At 51.5% G+C, this 17,324-nt stretch carries 16 protein-coding genes and 1 riboswitch; of the genes, 3 read left to right on the top strand and 13 right to left on the bottom strand.

The window, feature by feature from the left end; all coding sequences use genetic code 11:
- The first annotated feature begins 7 nt into the window (after positions 1 to 7).
- Both ABF463_RS05410 and ABF463_RS05405 read left to right on the top strand, forming a co-directional pair.
- Entirely contained in the window at positions 8 to 355 is a 348-nt protein-coding gene (locus tag ABF463_RS05410; protein ID WP_415532543.1) for a winged helix-turn-helix transcriptional regulator, read from the top strand.
- 115 nt (positions 356 to 470) lie between these two features.
- The gene (locus ABF463_RS05405) at positions 471 to 2,198 is read left to right on the top strand and encodes a phospho-sugar mutase (protein ID WP_415532542.1); all 1,728 of its coding nucleotides are present in this window, start codon (positions 471 to 473) and stop codon (positions 2,196 to 2,198) included.
- A 336-nt stretch (positions 2,199 to 2,534) separates the two neighbouring features.
- On the opposite strand, the gene ABF463_RS05400 is transcribed toward ABF463_RS05405, so the two are convergent.
- The 13 genes from ABF463_RS05400 to ABF463_RS05340 all read right to left on the bottom strand — a co-directional run bounded on the left by ABF463_RS05400 (position 2,535) and on the right by ABF463_RS05340 (position 15,638).
- Positions 2,535 to 3,245: an ECF transporter S component gene (locus ABF463_RS05400; protein ID WP_415532541.1), complete on the bottom strand. Its 711-nt coding sequence runs from the start codon at positions 3,243 to 3,245 to the stop codon at positions 2,535 to 2,537.
- On the bottom strand, positions 3,215 to 4,882 hold the full coding sequence (locus tag ABF463_RS05395; RefSeq protein WP_415532540.1) for an ABC transporter ATP-binding protein: 1,668 nt from the start codon (positions 4,880 to 4,882) through the stop codon (positions 3,215 to 3,217). Before ABF463_RS05395 ends, ABF463_RS05400 begins: the two co-directional genes overlap by 31 nt.
- Positions 4,855 to 5,736, bottom strand: coding sequence for an energy-coupling factor transporter transmembrane component T (locus ABF463_RS05390; RefSeq protein WP_415532539.1), 882 nt, complete (start codon positions 5,734 to 5,736; stop codon positions 4,855 to 4,857). Before ABF463_RS05390 ends, ABF463_RS05395 begins: the two co-directional genes overlap by 28 nt.
- An 11-nt stretch (positions 5,737 to 5,747) precedes the next feature.
- Entirely contained in the window at positions 5,748 to 6,956 is a 1,209-nt protein-coding gene (locus ABF463_RS05385) for a DUF4430 domain-containing protein (protein ID WP_415532538.1), read from the bottom strand.
- 134 nt (positions 6,957 to 7,090) lie between these two features.
- Positions 7,091 to 7,274, bottom strand: a riboswitch (cobalamin riboswitch).
- A 54-nt stretch (positions 7,275 to 7,328) separates the two neighbouring features.
- Positions 7,329 to 7,931: a TIGR04100 family radical SAM protein gene (locus ABF463_RS05380; protein ID WP_415532537.1), complete on the bottom strand. Its 603-nt coding sequence runs from the start codon at positions 7,929 to 7,931 to the stop codon at positions 7,329 to 7,331.
- A complete protein-coding gene (locus tag ABF463_RS05375) occupies positions 7,928 to 8,704 on the bottom strand; it encodes a TatD family hydrolase (protein WP_415532536.1) in 777 nt (258 codons plus the stop codon). Before ABF463_RS05375 ends, ABF463_RS05380 begins: the two co-directional genes overlap by 4 nt.
- Before the next feature lie 4 nt (positions 8,705 to 8,708).
- On the bottom strand, positions 8,709 to 10,664 hold the full coding sequence (gene metG / locus ABF463_RS05370; RefSeq protein WP_415532535.1) for a methionine--tRNA ligase: 1,956 nt from the start codon (positions 10,662 to 10,664) through the stop codon (positions 8,709 to 8,711).
- Positions 10,665 to 10,851: 187 nt separating this feature from the next.
- Entirely contained in the window at positions 10,852 to 11,985 is a 1,134-nt protein-coding gene (locus tag ABF463_RS05365) for a G5 domain-containing protein (protein ID WP_415532534.1), read from the bottom strand.
- A gap of 275 nt (positions 11,986 to 12,260) precedes the next feature.
- A complete protein-coding gene (gene rpsI / locus ABF463_RS05360) occupies positions 12,261 to 12,659 on the bottom strand; it encodes a 30S ribosomal protein S9 (protein ID WP_415532533.1) in 399 nt (132 codons plus the stop codon).
- 15 nt (positions 12,660 to 12,674) lie between these two features.
- Positions 12,675 to 13,103, bottom strand: coding sequence for a 50S ribosomal protein L13 (gene rplM / locus ABF463_RS05355; RefSeq protein ID WP_415532532.1), 429 nt, complete (start codon positions 13,101 to 13,103; stop codon positions 12,675 to 12,677).
- A gap of 210 nt (positions 13,104 to 13,313) precedes the next feature.
- Positions 13,314 to 14,189 carry an LCP family protein gene (locus ABF463_RS05350; protein ID WP_415532558.1) on the bottom strand — a complete coding sequence of 292 codons (876 nt, stop codon included), beginning with the start codon at positions 14,187 to 14,189 and terminating at the stop codon, positions 13,314 to 13,316.
- A gap of 321 nt (positions 14,190 to 14,510) precedes the next feature.
- On the bottom strand, positions 14,511 to 15,161 hold the full coding sequence (locus ABF463_RS05345; protein ID WP_415532531.1) for a sensor histidine kinase: 651 nt from the start codon (positions 15,159 to 15,161) through the stop codon (positions 14,511 to 14,513).
- A gap of 24 nt (positions 15,162 to 15,185) precedes the next feature.
- The gene (locus ABF463_RS05340) at positions 15,186 to 15,638 is read right to left on the bottom strand and encodes a hypothetical protein (RefSeq protein WP_415532530.1); all 453 of its coding nucleotides are present in this window, start codon (positions 15,636 to 15,638) and stop codon (positions 15,186 to 15,188) included.
- A 260-nt stretch (positions 15,639 to 15,898) separates the two neighbouring features.
- On the opposite strand from ABF463_RS05340, the gene gap reads away from it, so the two are divergent.
- Positions 15,899 to 16,921: a type I glyceraldehyde-3-phosphate dehydrogenase gene (gene gap, locus ABF463_RS05335; protein WP_415532529.1), complete on the top strand. Its 1,023-nt coding sequence runs from the start codon at positions 15,899 to 15,901 to the stop codon at positions 16,919 to 16,921.
- Positions 16,922 to 17,324: the final 403 nt, after the last annotated feature.

Raw genomic sequence — 17,324 nt, 5'->3', positions numbered from 1 at the left:
TATGCGAATGGATTTGGAAAAGGTAAGAGCGGCAACCATACACCCCCAGTGCCCGGTGGAAACTTCCTTGTCCGTCATCGGCGGCAAGTGGAAGGGGATTATTTTATTTCGGCTTTTAGACGGGACCAAGCGGTTCTCTGAACTGAAACGCCTGATCCCTGCGATTACGCACCGCACGCTGACACTTCAGCTGCGGGAATTGGAAAAGGACGGGCTCGTTTCGCGTAAAGTTTACCCGGAAATTCCCCCACGTGTGGAGTACTCGCTGACGCCATGCGGGGTGTCGATTCGCCCGGTAATCAACGCGCTCCAGGAATGGGGTACGGCATATCGGGACCTCAGGCAGACAACGTGAGCCCGGGACACCGGCAGGCGGCCGTTCCGTACTCACGAAACGTACTTACGGAAACCATGCAGCGGCTATAGTATATCTGTGATGATATTCAGACAAATGGGAGTTATAAAGACAAATGGATAGTGAACTTGCATATAAAGAGTGGATAGAGACCGTAGAAGATCCTGATTTAAAAAGAGAACTTTATGATATGGATGAAAGGAAAAAACACAACGCCTTTTATCGTGACTTGGAATTTGGTACTGGCGGACTGCGCGGGGTTTTAGGCGCTGGCAGCAATCGAATGAACTATTACACGGTCAGTAAAGCCACACAGGGGCTGGCAGATTATTTAAAAAAAACGGTACGGGATCGTGTTCCTTCGGTAGCTATTGCTTATGACAGTCGCATCCATTCTGAGGATTTTGCACAGGCGGCAGCTTCTGTTTTAGCGGCCAATGGATGCTGTGTCCATCTGTTTTCAGAATTAGCACCTACACCTGTCCTTTCATATGCTGTGCGCACGTTGCACTGTGATGCTGGAATTGTAATAACCGCCAGCCACAACCCCGCAAAATACAATGGATATAAGGTTTACGGAAAAGATGGTTGCCAAATCACTTTAGAAGCTGCTACGAACATATTGTCTTGTATTGAAAAGGTTCGCATTTTTGCGGACACTAAAACAACTGATTTTAAAAAGGCGGTAAATGCGGGTCAAGTTCAATGGATAAAAGATGGTCTTATGCAATCCTTTATAGAAAAGACTAAGGCCTGCACAATTCATCCCGAACTATTAAAACAAACAGATTTAAAAGTTATTTATACACCCCTAAATGGTACGGGAAACAAACCTGTGCGTCAGGCTTTGACTGCATGCGGTTTTAAAAACATCTGTGTTGTTCCTGCTCAGGAAAAACCAGATGGAAGTTTTTCAACTTGTCCAAAACCAAACCCTGAGGAACGTGCCGCTTTTCATGTGGCGTTGAAACTTGCGGCACAGAATCCCGCAGACATATTGCTTGCTACCGACCCGGATTGTGACCGCGTAGGGATCGCGGTTCGAGATAACAGAGGCGAGTATGTGTTATTGACCGGAAATGAGACGGGGTGTTTGCTTCTTGAATACATCCTTTCACAAAAGCAGGCCCACCATCTGATGCCGAAAAACCCAGTTGCGATTAAAACGATTGTAACAACAGCGATGGCATACACCATTGCTTCTGAATATAATGTGCAAATCATTGATACACTGACGGGCTTTAAATTTATCGGCGAGCAAATTGGCCGTCTCGAACAAAAGGGTGAAGAAAACCGGTATGTATTTGGCTTTGAAGAGAGTTACGGCTATCTGCTTGGCACCTATGTACGGGATAAGGATGCGGTCTCTGCGTCTGTACTTATATGCGAGATGGCAGCTTACTACAAAAAACAGGGCATGACATTGTTGGACGCGTTAATCCGCCTCTATCAAAAATATGGTTGTTGGAAACACAAATTGCTTTCTTTTTCTTTTGAGGGAGAAGAAGGTCAGGCTGTCATGCAAAAAATTGAGAACGCATTTAGGAACGATCAATATAACTCCTTTGCAGGGCTGGCTGTAGACACAAAAACTGACTACCTATACTCAGTATCCTATAATAAGCAGATTGGTGGAAGTAAAACGCTTTCTCTCCCCAAATCCAATGTGCTTGTATTTGAGTTGGAGCAGGGTGCTGAGGTCGTGCTTCGGCCTTCCGGCACAGAGCCTAAATTCAAGTGCTATTTGACCGCCAAAGGTGATGATATAAAATCAGCTACTGATCGTTTGAATGCGCTTGAAGAAGATGTACGGCATATTATTGGGCATCTCAGCAATCGGTAGTCGAGAGAAATATAAGCGAAGGATACGATGCTTGATCTTATTAGGTTCCACCCCGTGTATAAACAAATTCCTTGGGTGGGTAAGCTGTCCACGGCAGCAATGGCAGGAAAGACACACGGAAAACCGGAAGGCGATGCGGATGTCTATTTCTGCTTTCTGCTTAATAGAGCTGTATGGAACCGCTCCTTTATTTAGCAGACCAGACAACTGCCCGGCCTTTGTTGTGATTTGTATATTGGGTTAAATAAAGCATATGTAATTCATTCAACTAATTGATTGCAGTACACAAATATGCATCCTCATTAAAAAAGCGGCTCGCCGCTTTTTTATGCACATCTATTCGGTCTGCTCCAGCAGACCGAATTTTACGCGTATACGTTCCAACTTCTTGCCCAACGGTTTTTCCAGAACAAATAAAAAAAAGGCCGTCGCCGCCCCTAAGATGGTATCAAAAAGGAAACCCGATACATAGGCCGCAAACAGGGTCTGCCATGTAAAGTGGCTGGTAAATGCCGCGACCGACCAGATATCTATAATCATCCCATACAGATATCCCGACAAGAACCCAAATACACAGATGCTCCAACGGCGTTTCAGCCAGCCGGATTGCCGCAGCAGACCCGCAAGGAATCCGATGATACCGCAGCAAAACATCTGCCATGGCGTCCATGGCCCCTGTCCAAAAAACAGGTTGGAGGCAAGCATGGAAACCGCTCCAGTCAGGAAACCCGCCTCCGGCCCGAACGCAAACGCCGTGATGATGACAATTGCCACAATGGGTTTAAATTGCGGCAGTGCGGCAAATGCCAGACGGCCCACCGCTGCAATGGCTGCCATAACCGCGATGGGCACCAGTTCCCGCGCTTTTGGCTTGCGCTTTTCAAATGCGAAAAAAAAGGGCAGCATGGAGAGCAATAAAATGACTGGGCTGGTGATGGCATAATTACGGTCGCCAAACAACACGCCTGCCACAAGAACACACGGGATGATCACAACCAGCAGCACTGCTGCCAGCGTCAGCCGCAGGGATTTTCTCTTGCTTGGCACCGGTGCGACACCTCCTCACATGTAACTGCATCCGGAAAGACCCGGCGGGCAATCCGGTTCGCCGCCGTGGTATAAAAATTGTTGCCCGCAAAAAAGGGAGCGGGTGCATCCTGAGACACTACCGTGCCATTGAAAAACAACAGACATGTATCAGCATAGGCGGCGGCAAACTCCAGATCGTGAGTTGCCATTAAAATAGTGGTTCCCGCCTGTGCCAGTTGTTTCAAAATGGCTGCAAAAGCGTTTTTGAAATGCGCATCCAGCCCTTTTGTGGGTTCATCCAGCAGGATGATTCCGGGCGAACGCATCAGCACTTTTGCAAACGCCGCTTTTTGCTGTTCGCCGCCGCTCAGATCATACGGGTGGCGTTCCAACAACCCCTCCAAGCCCATTTTGCAAACCACTTCGGTCAACCGCGCGTTGTCTGCCGCTTCCGCAAGATCCTCACGCACGGTATCTTTTACAAACAAAAGCTGCGGGTCTTGTGGCAGCATCCCTATAACACCATGATACAGTTCTTCGCTGTCGTACTTTGTGATGCTCTTGCCGAACAGCTCCAGTTTGCCGCGGTATGGCCGATGCAGCCCGGCAATCGCCCCCAGCGCGGTACTTTTGCCCACCCCGTTTCCGCCAAGCAAGCAGGCAATCTGCCCGCTGTGAATGTCCAGCGATATCCCTTTAAGGATGTCCCGTCCTTTTTTATCATATCGAAACCAAATGTCCCGCAGCCGCACAGCAGGAGGTTCCTGCCGGCTGATTTCCCTACAGTCAGATGATTCTGCCGGTTTTTCAGCCGACGCTCCCGTACAGCGGTCTTTCAGCCATTTGCTCCCCTCACGCACGGTCAATGGACAGTCACCGGTGCCTCCCGCCCCCGCATAAATGCGCGCTGCCGCCGGAAATCCCGCAAACATCGGGTGACGGCCGCCGCCCACCGCAAAAGTTTTTGCGATATTTCGGGGCGAATCGCATTGAAGAATACGCCCATCCTCCAATGCGGCCACACGGTCAGCCATTGGAAAAACTTCCTCCAACCGGTGCTCGGTGAGCACCACCGTCACCGACAGTGCGCGGTTGATGCGCCGCACAGTTTCCAGAAAGTCTGCGGCGGCGATTGGATCCAACTGCGAGGTTGGCTCGTCCAGAATCAGCACGCGCGGCTGCATCACCATCACCGAAGCAAGATTCAACATTTGCAGCTGTCCACCCGAAAGCGTGTGTACATCTTTTTCAAACCACGCCTGTATGCCGAAAAAACTGGCCATCTCAGCCACGCGCCGACGGATGACCGGCGTGGAAAGCCCTATGCTCTCCAATCCGAATGCCAATTCGTGCCAGACTTTGTCCGTCACGGTCTGGTTTTCTGGATTTTGCAGCACGAATCCAATCTCTGTGGCTGCCGTGCGTGCATCCAGCGCTTTCAGCGGCTTTCCATCGTACCGGACCTCGCCGTCTGTTTTGCCAAACGGGGTTAATTCCCGCTTAAGGTGCCGTGCCAGTGTGCTTTTCCCGGAACCGGAAGCACCAATCAGAACCCAAAACGCACCCTCCTCAATGGTCAGGGAGATGTTGTCCAACGCTTTTTTTCGCTCTTTGGGGTAAGTAAAACTCAAACGGTCGATTTCAATGAGCGCCACTTGTATCCCTCCCGTATTTCCAAAACAGCCGGCCAGAAGCACAATAAGGCGTAAGCAGCCGCCATCACAATAGTAAATGGATGCATAACCCATTTTACATCAGGGTAGTATTGGACATAAGCTGCGCCTGCCGCTTGCCCCGCCATGCAGACGGCCGCCGCCGCCCCGATCACGGCCAAACACGCCGCATCCCGCCGGTCAAACCGAAAAATCGAGAATGCCGTCCGCCCGCGCAGGCCATAGCCCCGCGCTCTCATGGAATCGGCTGTCTCCACCGCGTTCTCCAGCGCCCATGTGATAAGGATGGAAAGGATGCGCAGCCCATTTCGCGCCCGCTGGAATACATTGCCCGTGCCAGCGCCCAGCCCAATGGCTTTTTGGGCTTGCGATATTCTTCCAATCTGCGTTTTCAAGCGGGGGATCAGTCGGAGCGTCATCGACAACAACAGCGCCAGCGAAGGCATCGCCCGCCCAAACAGATACAGGAACTTGTCCGACGTCACCACCTCATTGTAAGAGGAAAACCACAACAGCACGCTCACCAGCATCACAGCTGCCGCCACGCCGTACAAGATGGCTTCAAGTGTAATGGGATTGTCGTTGATGTAAAACAGCATCGTCATGCCTTGGTGGACAAACAGCGGGTTAAGCACGGCGATCACCACCAGCATTGGCAGTGCGAACAGCAGATTAAACCGCAGTGCACGCGCGCCTTTCAGCAGCAGCGGATAGAGGAACGCAGCCAAAAGGGAAATTGCCAGAAAAGCAGGGTGCATCATCCACAAGGTGCAGATAATCACTGCTACGAAAAATGCAAAATTTACAATGGGGTGGTATGTTTTAAAACTGTTCATCCACGTATTCCTTAAGAGTGCGGGTTGCCGATGTCCCGGCCCATATCGCAGGTATAACGGAACTGCACCGCGTCTCCGTTTTTCAACGTGTACCGTGACACTGCCACGCCGCCAAAGGTCCCGTTGACCTCGTATTCCCACCCGCTGAGCGGTCCCGCATCAAATTCATACAGGTTGTTGATACCATTGATGTATTTTCCGAGAGCTGTGCCTGAGGCATCCATCTGGATGCCGTTTTTCTGACAGACGGCAACCAGCAGATTGTAAGCAGTCTCACCTGTATTCACGGTCACATTTGTCTGCCCTAAAATAATGCCATTCTCGGGCACCACTTGATGATCCTGCTTGTTGATAGGAAGGTTGTTCCAGTTTGCCAATGCTGTCTTGCAGTCGATGGAAAGACTCACTTGGAGAGTCTGATTTGCGTTGGGCGTGGCAGCCGCCGGTTCCTGCGACGTGGACGTGCTGGGGGCTTGGGCAAGCGTGCTGCCTGTGTTTTGCGTAGACGAGGGCACAGAGGCTGTACTGCCGCTGTTTTTGGAAGCGGTTTGTTTGTCCGCGGAGGAGGATGTCGCCCCGCCTGCGGATGCACCCGTCGAAGAAGCAGCGCCTGAAGCGCCCGCCGCCGAAGATACTGCCGATGCGCCGGCTGAGGATGTGCCTCCCGACGAAACGTTCGCAGACGCGGAAGACGCCGCTGGTGCCATCTTATTTAGCGACAGCAAATACGGTCCTTTGTTTTGGGAAAAACGGATGGTCGCAACGCCATCCACCACCTGTGCCGTACCCGTCTGCTGCAAAGTGTCCGGGGGGCCGGTACACAGCAAATACGACCCATCGGCCCATTTTTTCCCCAGCGTCACACTCACGGAGGCTTCCCCCGGAAAAGCGCCCTTTTGTGCAAACGTAATCTGCTGATACTGCTGTGCCGCATCCGCCTGCTCCGCTGTCACGGATTTGACCGACAGTTTCAAATTCATATCCGCCGGTTTTTGGATGTCCCGCCCGATAAACGTCCATGTATATTTCACGCCGCCGCTGGTGCCGTGATAAATGGCAATCCTGTCGCTTTGCTTCAGTTGCTGGAAGTCGGCCTTGCGGATAATACCGTTATCCGGCACCGAGGCGACCACCGCTGTGCTTTTGCTGCCGCATCCCGCCAACAGCGCTATGCAGATGAATAGCACCGCGAACCACAGCCCTGTGATGCGCTTTTTCAAAAAACCATCTCCATTATCTCCAAAACGCGCTCTTTTCATGAAAAAAGGCCGCATACAGCGGCCTGTCCATGTCGTAGTTTTGTGCCTTGCGGCGCGGAAACCGTCCATGTGACCGCACCCCTCCACCGAAAGACGCTCTGTCCCCTTGATACGGCAGGTCTCCTGACTTGAATTCATCCGCAACCCCGGCCTTCCCGGTCTCCCAGTGGCACAAACGGGGCGTAGTCCTTCTCACAGTAGCGGAGGCTGTCACGGTTTTGCACCGTGTTCCCTATTTTCGCATACCGATGGTATGCAACCGTATCGCATTCTTTACTTTTTAACCTTTATCCTAGCCTTTTTACGCAGATTGTCAAGCACGCTGTGTTCTCTTCAGGCAATATACGTGCGAACCCGGAATTCTGCTCCGATGGACACGGCAATTGCACGGCACGCCTCAATTTGCGCGGGCGTGAGAAGATCCAGCACCGTCAGCGTCACCGATGGGATATACTGCATACAATCCCGGGCATATGCCAGCACCGCGTCGTATGCGTCCCTGCCGAAATCACTGCGGCAATAGTGCTGGTATGTCGCCGCATCCGGCGCGTTCAAGCTGATGGAAACCGCATCCGCTAACCCTTGCAATTCCTGCGCCGTCGGGCGGCCCGCAATCAAATCCGCCAACCCGTTGGTATTGATACGCACCCGCAAAGAGGGGGCTTTTTCTTTTATTTCCCGAATCACTGTTTTGACGGTGTCCAGCCGCTCAAGCGGCTCACCGTATCCACAGAAAACCAGTTCGTTATAGGAAGATAAGTCGTTTGCCAAAATGGACACGACAATTTCTTCAGCGGTCGGCTCGCGCTCCAGCCACAGGCTGTTCGACCCATATGCCCCGTCCCCTTCGTTGCGGATACAGAATGTGCAGTGATCGGGACACCGGTTGGTCACATTGACATACAGACCGTCTTTGACCGGGTAGGTAATGGTCATGTGTTTTCATCTCCTTTATCAAGCCCAAACAATGCACGGGCATTGTTCGCGGTGATATGCGCGGCTTCCTCCACGGGAAGCCCCATCACGTCGGCTATACAGGCCAGCGTGTGCGTCAGCATCATGGAATCGCAGCGCCTGCCACGCAGCGGCTCAGGCGCCATATACGGGCAGTCGGTCTCACAGAGCACGCGGTCATGCGGCAAAGACGCCAGCACAGCGCGCGCTTTCTGATTGTTTTTAAAGGTCACTGCCCCTGTAAAGCCAAGATACAGACCCAGCTTCAACAATTCGCGCGCTGTTTCCACACTGCCCGAATAGCAGTGTACCACACCGCGCGGACGATATTTCTGCAAGAATGCCAACGTATCGGCATGTGCCTCGCGGTCGTGAACGATGACCGGCAAATTCATCTCATTCGCCAGCGCAAGTTGATCCGCAAACCATTTTTTCTGCAAATCCCGCGGGACATCCCAATGATAATCCAGCCCAATTTCCCCGATGGCGACCACTGGAAATGAAGCGGTCAGCCGCGCAATCTCTGCAAAGTCTCCCTCAGCCGCATCCGCGACATCTTCGGGGTGGACGCCTACCGCCGCGTGGCAAAACGGATAAGCTTTTGCCAGCTTGATACAGGCTGTGCTGGTAGCCACCGATGTGCCTGCGTTTAGGACACCGGTTATGCCCGCCGCGGGAAGGCCGCCAAGCACAGCGGCACGGTCGGCGTCAAACGCCTCATCGGTATAGTGGGCGTGGGAATCAAAAATATCCATCCCATCACCGAATCTTTGCGCCGGACGGAATAACGTCGTCCACAAACAGCACCCGCGCCGCGTCGCCGTCATCGGCGGCCAAAATCATGCCCTGACTCTCCACGCCGCAGAGTTTTGCGGGGGCAAGGTTGGCCACCAAAATGATTTTTTTACCCATCAAATCCTCAGGCGCATACCATTGGGCGATGCCGGATACCACCTGTCTGGGCTCACCGCCCACATCCAGCTGCAGTTTGAGCAACTTCTTGGATTTTTTGATCTTTTCCGCCGTCTGTATGGTTGCTACCCGCAGCTGCACTTTGCCAAAATCATCGATGCCGATGCGTGCCACCCCGGCGGGCGTATCCTCGTTTGGGGTCTCTGCCTTTTCCACAGGAGCCTGTTTCGCCGCGCCCGGCGCAATCTGCGAGAGTGCCTCCAGTTCTGCTGGAATGTCCAGACGGGGAAACAGCGGCGCTGCCTTTTGCACGCGGAATCCGTCCGGCAGTGCGTCAAACTGCGCTGTTTCCGTCCAGTCCGGTGTGGTTGTCGGCAGGCCAAGCTGCGCGCGGATTTCTCCTGCGGTGGATGGCATGAACGGTGTGATAAATATGGAAATCAACCGCACCGATTCGCACAAATTGCGCAGCACTTGCGCAAGCCGTGCGCGGGATGCGTCCTCTTTTGCCAACAGCCACGGCGCGGTCTCATCAATATATTTATTCGTACGGGAGACAAACTTCCAGATATCCGCCAGCGCATTGGAGAACTGGAATGCATCCATATTGGTTTCGACCGCCTTGACGGTTTCCGCCGCCAGTGTGCGCAGTTCGTCGTCAAACGGCCCGGATTCTCCCGCCGCGGGCAATACGCCGTCAAAATATTTTTCCACCATTGCCACCGTGCGGGACACCAGATTGCCCAGATCGTTGGCGAGGTCGGCGTTGATGCGCCCCAGCAGCGCCTCAGTTGAGAACGTACTGTCCGCACCGAATGGAATCTCCCGCAACAGAAAATACCGGATGGCATCCACACTGTAGCGGTTGCAAAGCAAAACGGGATCAACCACATTGCCCTTGGATTTGGACATCTTGTCTCCACCGAGCAGCAGCCAGCCATGCCCGAATACGCGCTCTGGCAGCGGTTCATCCAGCGCCATTAGGATAGCGGGCCAGATAATGGTGTGGAAACGCACAATTTCTTTCGCCATCAGATGCACATTGGCAGGCCAATATTTCCGGTAGTCGGCGTCGTTTTCCGAACCGTATCCCAATGCCGTGATGTAGTTGCTAAGCGCGTCTATCCAGACATAAATCACATGCTTGGGGTCAAAATCCACAGGGATGCCCCAGTCGAACGACGTGCGCGATACGCAAAGATCCTCCAGACCAGGCTTTATAAAATTGTTGACCATCTCATTCATACGTGACGGTGGCGAAATAAATTCCGGGTGCGCCTTATAATGTGCGACCAGTTTGTCTGCATATTTGGAAAGGCGGAAGAAATAGGCCTCTTCCTCCGCCCATTTGACTTCACGGCCGCAGTCCGGGCATTTGCCATCCTTGAGCTGTGTCTCTGTCCAGAACGACTCGCACGGTTTGCAGTACCAGCCCTCATATTTTCCTTTATAAATATCGTCTTGCTCATAAAGCCGACGGAAAATCTTCTGCACCGCTTTTTCATGGCTGTCATCGGTGGTGCGGATAAACCGGTCATATGAGATATTGAGCAGTTTCCATAGTGTTTTGATTTGCGCGACGATCTCATCCACATAGCCCTTGGGTGTCTTGCCCGCCGCTGTCGCGCGCTCCTCAATCTTCTGGCCGTGTTCGTCGGTGCCGGTCAGGAACAGAACGTCATAGCCCTGCATCCGCCGAAAGCGCGCCATTGCGTCCCCCGCCACAGTGGTGTAGCCGTGCCCAATGTGCAACGTGCCCGATGTATAGTAAATGGGGGTCGTGATATAATACGTTTTTTTCATGGTGGAGCCTCCCGCTTTGTATGACAACTTTGCCATTCTATTTATTATACCAACTGCGCCGCCCAAATTCAACTTCTCAAGGAAAAGCGCTGAAAAGGCACCCATTTCAGCTGCCACAGCATCCATGTAGGTGATGGCCGCAAATAAAAACCGCCCCGTAAACGGGGCGGCCAAGTGCCGAGGCGTGTCAATTCAATACATAAATATTAACGGTTCTTTTCCCGAACGTTTGACATTGTGCTTCGGTCGGGAAAAACAGGTCTGTAAGAACACCGCTGCCGTTGGTCACGAACCCGCCGGTATCCGCCGCGACCGCGCTGCCATAGACAAACGAATGGTCGGGGGTAGCGATATATAGTTTCGTGCCATACGGGATTTTGTTGGGGTTGACGGCAACCAACCCTTTCGCCACCCTTTGTCCAGTGGCGGTCTGTGTGCCCTGTGCCTGTGTGTATGCGGTAGCAAGCCCGGTGAATACTTTTGAATACGAACCGGGAACGCCATCCGCCGCGCCGCCAGGAGTGGTGGACTTGGCGGTTTTGGTCGAAACAGACCCGGATGTGAGGTTGAGCGGTGAAACGGTGCCGACAACGACTTGCTCGTTGACCGGCGGTGTGACAGAGCGGCCGGTCTCGACCTGCTCCACCATCTTTCCGTCCACATATTTTAGACGAAGCGTCACTGTTTCAACACCGTTCTGACCGGCCGCGAGGACATTGCGCGTGCCTTGCACCAACGTCGCGTCCTGCGTGACCTGTGTCTGATACGGAATCGGATTCTGCACGGTGTTTGTTTCAAATCGCACGCGGGCAACCACAATATGCAAACCACGGGCAACCGCCTGTTCCGGTTTGACATTGATGGTGTCATCTGCGCTGAGGTGTACACCGGCTTTTTTCAACACATCCGTCACCGTACCGGTGGCGGCCATGACTTCCTGTGTTTTCCCGTCCGACGTAACTTGAACAGGAAACGCCGCGAAGAAATTGATACGTCCATAATGGTTTTTGATGCCAGTAAAGGCATACCGGTCTTCCTTGGAAAGATGAATGCCGCTTTGCCGGAGGATCACGCCCGGATCAGACCGGAACGTATAGATCGTCCGCGTACCGCTTCCGTCTACCACCTGCACGATTTTGACATTCAGCACGACCGCCGTAAGGACGGAAGATGCCAGAATGGCATACAGCAGGATAGCAAACACACGGGTTCTGGCAAGTTGCAGGAATCTGCGCCCGTAAAGGGCTGCCAGACTTTGCATACTTGCCAGACGACTCAGCGGCCACCGGATCTCCGGCAGGGAACTGAGGCCAAATTTCACGATTACATTGCTCCTTTTTCCGTATTTCTCTTTTATCGGCACACGGAAAAACACGCCTGCCCCCCGTTTTCTATTTCTATTTTTGTGGGGGGTTTCGCCTATTATATTGCATAAGAGGGGGACCTGTCAAGGCGAGCCCGATCTGAACATCTTGTTTTGTTCTGTCAAAACAAGGAAAAACCTCAAATGTTTTTGTCGAATAAAGCCAAAAAAACGTACAATCTACGAAAAAAGATTGTACGTTTTTTGCATTTTTAAATAAATAATTCCCAGACTTAGCGTTTGGAGAACTGCGGCGCGCGACGTGCGGCTTTCAAGCCATACTTCTTACGTTCTTTCATGCGCGGATCGCGAGTCAGGAACCCGGCTTTTTTCAGGATGGGACGCATATCGTCACCCACCTGCAACAGCGCGCGGGAAAGGCCATGGCGCACAGCACCCGCCTGTCCGGAGACGCCGCCGCCCGCTACACGGGCCACGATATCATACCGGCCAAGCGTTTTGGTCAGCTCCAAGGGCTGGCGCACGATCAGTTTCAAGGTTTCCAGACCGAAATATTCATCGATATCGCGGTTGTTAATGGTGATGGTACCGGTGCCCGGATATACGCGCACGCGCGCGACAGAACTTTTCCGGCGGCCTGTGCCATAGAAATACGGTTTCTCGTTATACATTGCGTTTCCCCCTCTTTAAAGCGCCCAAACTTCCGGTTTCTGCGCGGCGTGTTCGTGTTCGCTGCCTTTGTAGACCCGCAGGCGGCTCAGTGCGGAACGGCCGATCACAGTAGACGGAATCATGCCTTTAACGGCAAGCTCAATCGCCTTTTCGGGACGCTCGGCCATGAGGGTGCGATAACGCACTTCCTTGAGATGACCGGTGTAACCAGTGTGATGCCGGTAATATTTATTATCGAGTTTGGAACCGGTGAGCACCGCCTTTTCGGCATTGAGTACGATGACATGATCACCGCAATCCAGGTGCGGGACAAATTCCGTTTTGTGTTTGCCGCGCAACAGCACGGCCGCCTCTGCGGCAAGACGCCCGATTGGCTTGCCCGCGGCGTCAAGGATGTACCATTTGCGGGTAATTTCCGCCGCTTTTGGCATAAACGTAGACATAAACGCGTTCCTCCTGATAAAAACTGCCGCGTGGCATCTGACCACGCGACCTTTCGTAATGATGTATGTTCTATTATATCCACTGCCTTATGCGATGTCAAGGCAAAAATCGGAATATTGTAATTTACATCCGTTCTACTATGCAAAACCAGCTGTTTTCTCTTATATCCGGCTTGTGGCTCCCGTGTCGTTTCATTTTTTGTCTACTTTTTACGGGAGGTATCGGCGGTTTTGTCTTCCAAACGCTTTCACAATCCGCGCTGTATTTGCAGGAGAAAGCGAATACGTAGCATTTGGACCGTTGCGCAGAACTGGCAGCAGCACATTTACATGCCCGCTGGGCGACGCCGCTTGTTCCAACGCTCGTCCTTTGCTCAACAAATCGTTCATAGAGAAATTTGTCTGTGCCAAATCGAAGAGATTACCGAAGACATTTGGATCCAGATTCTGCGCGTTACATTTTTGTTGCAGCAGCGCCCGCAAGACCGTCCCTTGTGCGTTAAGCCTATCCACCTGTTTTGCATAATCGGCGTAACAGGCAACGGCCTCCACTTTAACGCCATTGAGGTGCTGAGGCCCTGCGACCGCCTGTACCTGCGCGCCGTGGGGGACGCGTGCACTGGCCGCTACCGGCAGGTCACAGTCCACACCGCCAAACAGGTCCACTACCTGCGCAAACGTGGTGGTGTCCTGCGTCCAATGATAATCCACCGGTACGCCCAAAAGCGCGGCACAGGCCGCAGCCGTATCCGTAGGGCCGCTTTTGTTAAAGATCTCGGACAATGTGGAACCACCGCCCGTGGCAAGTGCAGACGGCAGCGGCATCACCGTCAATTGTTTATCAGTCGCATCAAGCCCGATTAGCAAAAACGCAAGCGGTGCATGGGAATCTGGTGCATCCAGCATCAACAAGATGTTGAAGGTGTCGGATGGAACGACCTCCAGCGACTTTGCGGTGGGTTGTGCGGGCTGGTATAGAAGTGCATAAAGGCCCAATCCTCCCAGAAGCAATAGCGCTGATGCGGACATAATCAACCATGGCAAGACCTGTCTGAACCGTTTACGATATCCCTGCGGTTTTTTCATAGTATTCAATCAAAACACTCCCGGCAACAAGTTTTAAACATTCCTATTATTCATTCTTGCCGAAAGCCAAAAAGCCATGCATCTACTGCCGCAAAAATATGCCTATTCCTCTCACCCGGTTGCACTTATCCGCAAACGGTCCACAAACAAAAAAGCGCTCTGCTTTCACAGATGCGCTTAGATTCGCCTTGTATAGTTACGGACACTCTGCTCAGGTACGTCCAAGTGAGCATACAAACAGCCCGCCATTCTTATTTTCTACATATTATTACAATGTTATCATGAAGCCGGTCAAAGCATTTCCCATCATAATGTGTACGTTCATGGCATGGGAACACCGCAGACATCCGCCAATTCTACATAGACGGCGGAAAACCGGTTTTCCAGATAGCGACCGCCTTCCTGCGCCATATAGCTCGGCACCTCTCCGTTTTTTCGGAGCGGAAGCGTGAATGCCACATTGGTGCCTTCCCCTATGCGGCTGTCAATGGCCAGTGTCCCCCCGTGTTTTTCCACCACAGTTTTCACAAAAAGAAGCCCCAATCCATCACCCACAAACGCATTCTCGTCTGCGGTAGATGACCCATCCGAAGAGAGCAGGTCCGCAAGAAGCGTTTGGTCTATGCCAGCCCCTCTATCCGATACCGTCACGACCACATTCTTCTCTGTCAATTCCACACGCACACGTATCCGGTTACCCGCGCGTGTGTATCGGCAGGCGTTGGAAATCAAATTCAGCAATGCACGTTGCAGGCGCACAGGGTCAAAGCACACCTCAACCGGCTTTGAGGGAACTTTGCACAAGATCGGCAGTCCGATCTCACTCGTCAACATATTGGCCGCATTGCAAAGATTGCGAACAAATAAACCGATGTCGCCGTTTTTCAAATGCAGGACATCGCCGTTCATTTGCAGTCTTGCAATATCCGTGATGGTTTCTGAAAAGCGCAGCAACCGGTAACAGTTTTGCATAATGAGCCTGAGGTAACCTTTAACTCATGTATTTTCGGGTGTTTCCCGTACAAGCAACGCCAATGTGGAAAAAATGATGGTGAGCGGCATTTTGCTGCTTTTTTCATAGACGCTTAAAATACGGGCGGCAGTTTGGGGCAGTTCCTCTCTGGCTGGTTCTTTACCGGTGCCGCCCATCACCTGGCACCCCACCAATTGGGAACCATCCATCACCGGAGAAAATAGCAGAAAACACCCTTCACCGTCTTTAGGATAAAACGTAAATGGCCTTCCACTTTGCAGCTCACCAACAATTTCCGCTTTTGGAAAAAAATCGGGCCATTCATATTCTTTGGCTCTATTTACCAAAAGCGGAATCTGCCGCACAGCTTCTTGATTATGCCAACAGATGCGCAAAACCCCGTCCGTCAGCACTGCCGGAAACAAAGCGTCACTATAAAGACTTCGCATCATATGAAACAGGCCTTCGAATTGCATTCTGCTCACATCCCTATTTACTATTATAACATCTTCAATACCTCTGTAAAATACCAATGCAAAGAATCCCCATATTTCCTGTTTCTGCCTGGTCTGTTTTTTTACACACAAAAAAAGCATCAGCAAAACAAGCTGGTATTTCTACATAGAAAAAACAGGGGAAAGCACAGCAATTATTGATAAAAATCTAACAATCCCTTGCAGAAACCTGCAAAATGATATAGAATAGATTTGGAATTTATTTTATGGAGGTTAAACTTATGGGTATTAAAATCGGTATCAACGGTTTTGGCCGCATTGGTCGGCTTGTGTTCCGTGCTGCTCTCGCGCAACCGGATCTGTTTGATGTGGTGGGGATTAACGACCCGTTCATCGATCCTGACTACATGGTGTACATGCTGAAATATGACACCATGCACGGCCAGTTCAAAGGCGAAGCATATGTTGACGGCGACGGCAAATTTGTTGTCAACGGCAAAAAAGCTTCTTTGTTTGACAAAAAAGATCCTTCTGAAATTCCTTGGGGCGATGTGGGTGCCGACTTTGTTGTCGAGTCCACTGGTGTGTTCGCCACCACTGAAAAGGCTTCCGCTCACATCAAAGCGGGCGCCAAAAAGGTAGTTATCTCTGCACCTGCAAAAGACAAAGAGACCCCGACTTTCGTCTGCGGTGTCAACCTTGATAAATACACCAAAGATATGACTGTCGTTTCCAATGCTTCCTGCACCACCAACTGCTTGGCTCCGTTGGTTAAAGTCATCAATGACAAATTCGGCATCGAAGAAGGCTTGATGACCACCGTCCATTCCACCACTGCCACCCAGAAAACGGTTGATGGCCCGTCCAAAAAAGACTGGCGCGGCGGTCGTGCGGCATCCGGCAACATCATCCCGTCCTCTACCGGTGCTGCCAAAGCGGTTGCTCTGGTCATTCCGGATGTGAAGGGCAAACTGACCGGTATGTCTTTCCGTGTACCGACACTTGATGTATCTGTTGTTGATTTGACTGTCAAGCTGAAGGTCGATACCACCTATGAAGCTATCGCTGAAGCAATTCGTGAAGCATCTGAGACTTCCCTCAAAGGCATTCTCGGCTACACGGATGAAGATGTTGTTTCTTCTGACTTCCTGGGCGATTCCCGCACCTCCATCTTTGATGCCAAAGCCGGTATTGCGTTGAACTCCAAGTTCTACAAGCTGGTTTCCTGGTATGATAATGAGTGGGGCTATTCCAATAAAGTGCTCGACTTGATTTCTCACATGGCGAAAGTTGACGCTGAATAATTTAGATTTTTCACAACAGCAGGGTCGTCCCAATCGGGGCGGCTCTGTTTTTTTAGTTTCTTACCTTTTGCCACTCTTTCTGAGACAAACGATAAATCGCCAACTCGCTTACCCGCACGGTCTGTCTAATTGCACCAATTTCACCCCTCCCTTGCGATGTTGCCAATATGATTTTCGATCGACATCGGCATCACTTTGCTCATCCTCCTGTTGTTTTCTCCTATTATACCACCTCGCTGTCATATATGAAATTGTTGTAGTTAATCCGGGCGCGCGCAGGAATGTATACTTTACCGTATATAGAAAATAATTCATAAATTTATATAGAGTATACAATATTTTTCAACTTATAAGTCGAATTCATGTGATAAATTTCAATTTACAAGAAAAAGTCAGTATTAAT

It is taken from the genome of Ethanoligenens sp. (assembly GCF_047718355.1).
GTDB lineage: Bacteria > Bacillota > Clostridia > Oscillospirales > Ethanoligenentaceae > Ethanoligenens.
This window is presented reverse-complemented; position numbering and strand designations above follow the sequence as displayed.

Coding starts and splice junctions, on each gene's coding strand:
- ABF463_RS05410 (WP_415532543.1), top strand. CDS start 8: ATGGATTTGGAAAAGGTAAGAGCGGCAACCATACACCCCCAGTGCCCG.
- ABF463_RS05405 (WP_415532542.1), top strand. CDS start 471: ATGGATAGTGAACTTGCATATAAAGAGTGGATAGAGACCGTAGAAGAT.
- ABF463_RS05390 (WP_415532539.1), bottom strand. CDS start 5,736: ATGAACAGTTTTAAAACATACCACCCCATTGTAAATTTTGCATTTTTC.
- ABF463_RS05380 (WP_415532537.1), bottom strand. CDS start 7,931: ATGACCATTACCTACCCGGTCAAAGACGGTCTGTATGTCAATGTGACC.
- ABF463_RS05375 (WP_415532536.1), bottom strand. CDS start 8,704: ATGGATATTTTTGATTCCCACGCCCACTATACCGATGAGGCGTTTGAC.
- metG (WP_415532535.1), bottom strand. CDS start 10,664: ATGAAAAAAACGTATTATATCACGACCCCCATTTACTATACATCGGGC.
- rpsI (WP_415532533.1), bottom strand. CDS start 12,659: ATGTATAACGAGAAACCGTATTTCTATGGCACAGGCCGCCGGAAAAGT.
- rplM (WP_415532532.1), bottom strand. CDS start 13,103: ATGTCTACGTTTATGCCAAAAGCGGCGGAAATTACCCGCAAATGGTAC.
- ABF463_RS05350 (WP_415532558.1), bottom strand. CDS start 14,189: ATGAAAAAACCGCAGGGATATCGTAAACGGTTCAGACAGGTCTTGCCA.
- ABF463_RS05345 (WP_415532531.1), bottom strand. CDS start 15,161: ATGCAAAACTGTTACCGGTTGCTGCGCTTTTCAGAAACCATCACGGAT.
- ABF463_RS05340 (WP_415532530.1), bottom strand. CDS start 15,638: ATGCAATTCGAAGGCCTGTTTCATATGATGCGAAGTCTTTATAGTGAC.
- gap (WP_415532529.1), top strand. CDS start 15,899: ATGGGTATTAAAATCGGTATCAACGGTTTTGGCCGCATTGGTCGGCTT.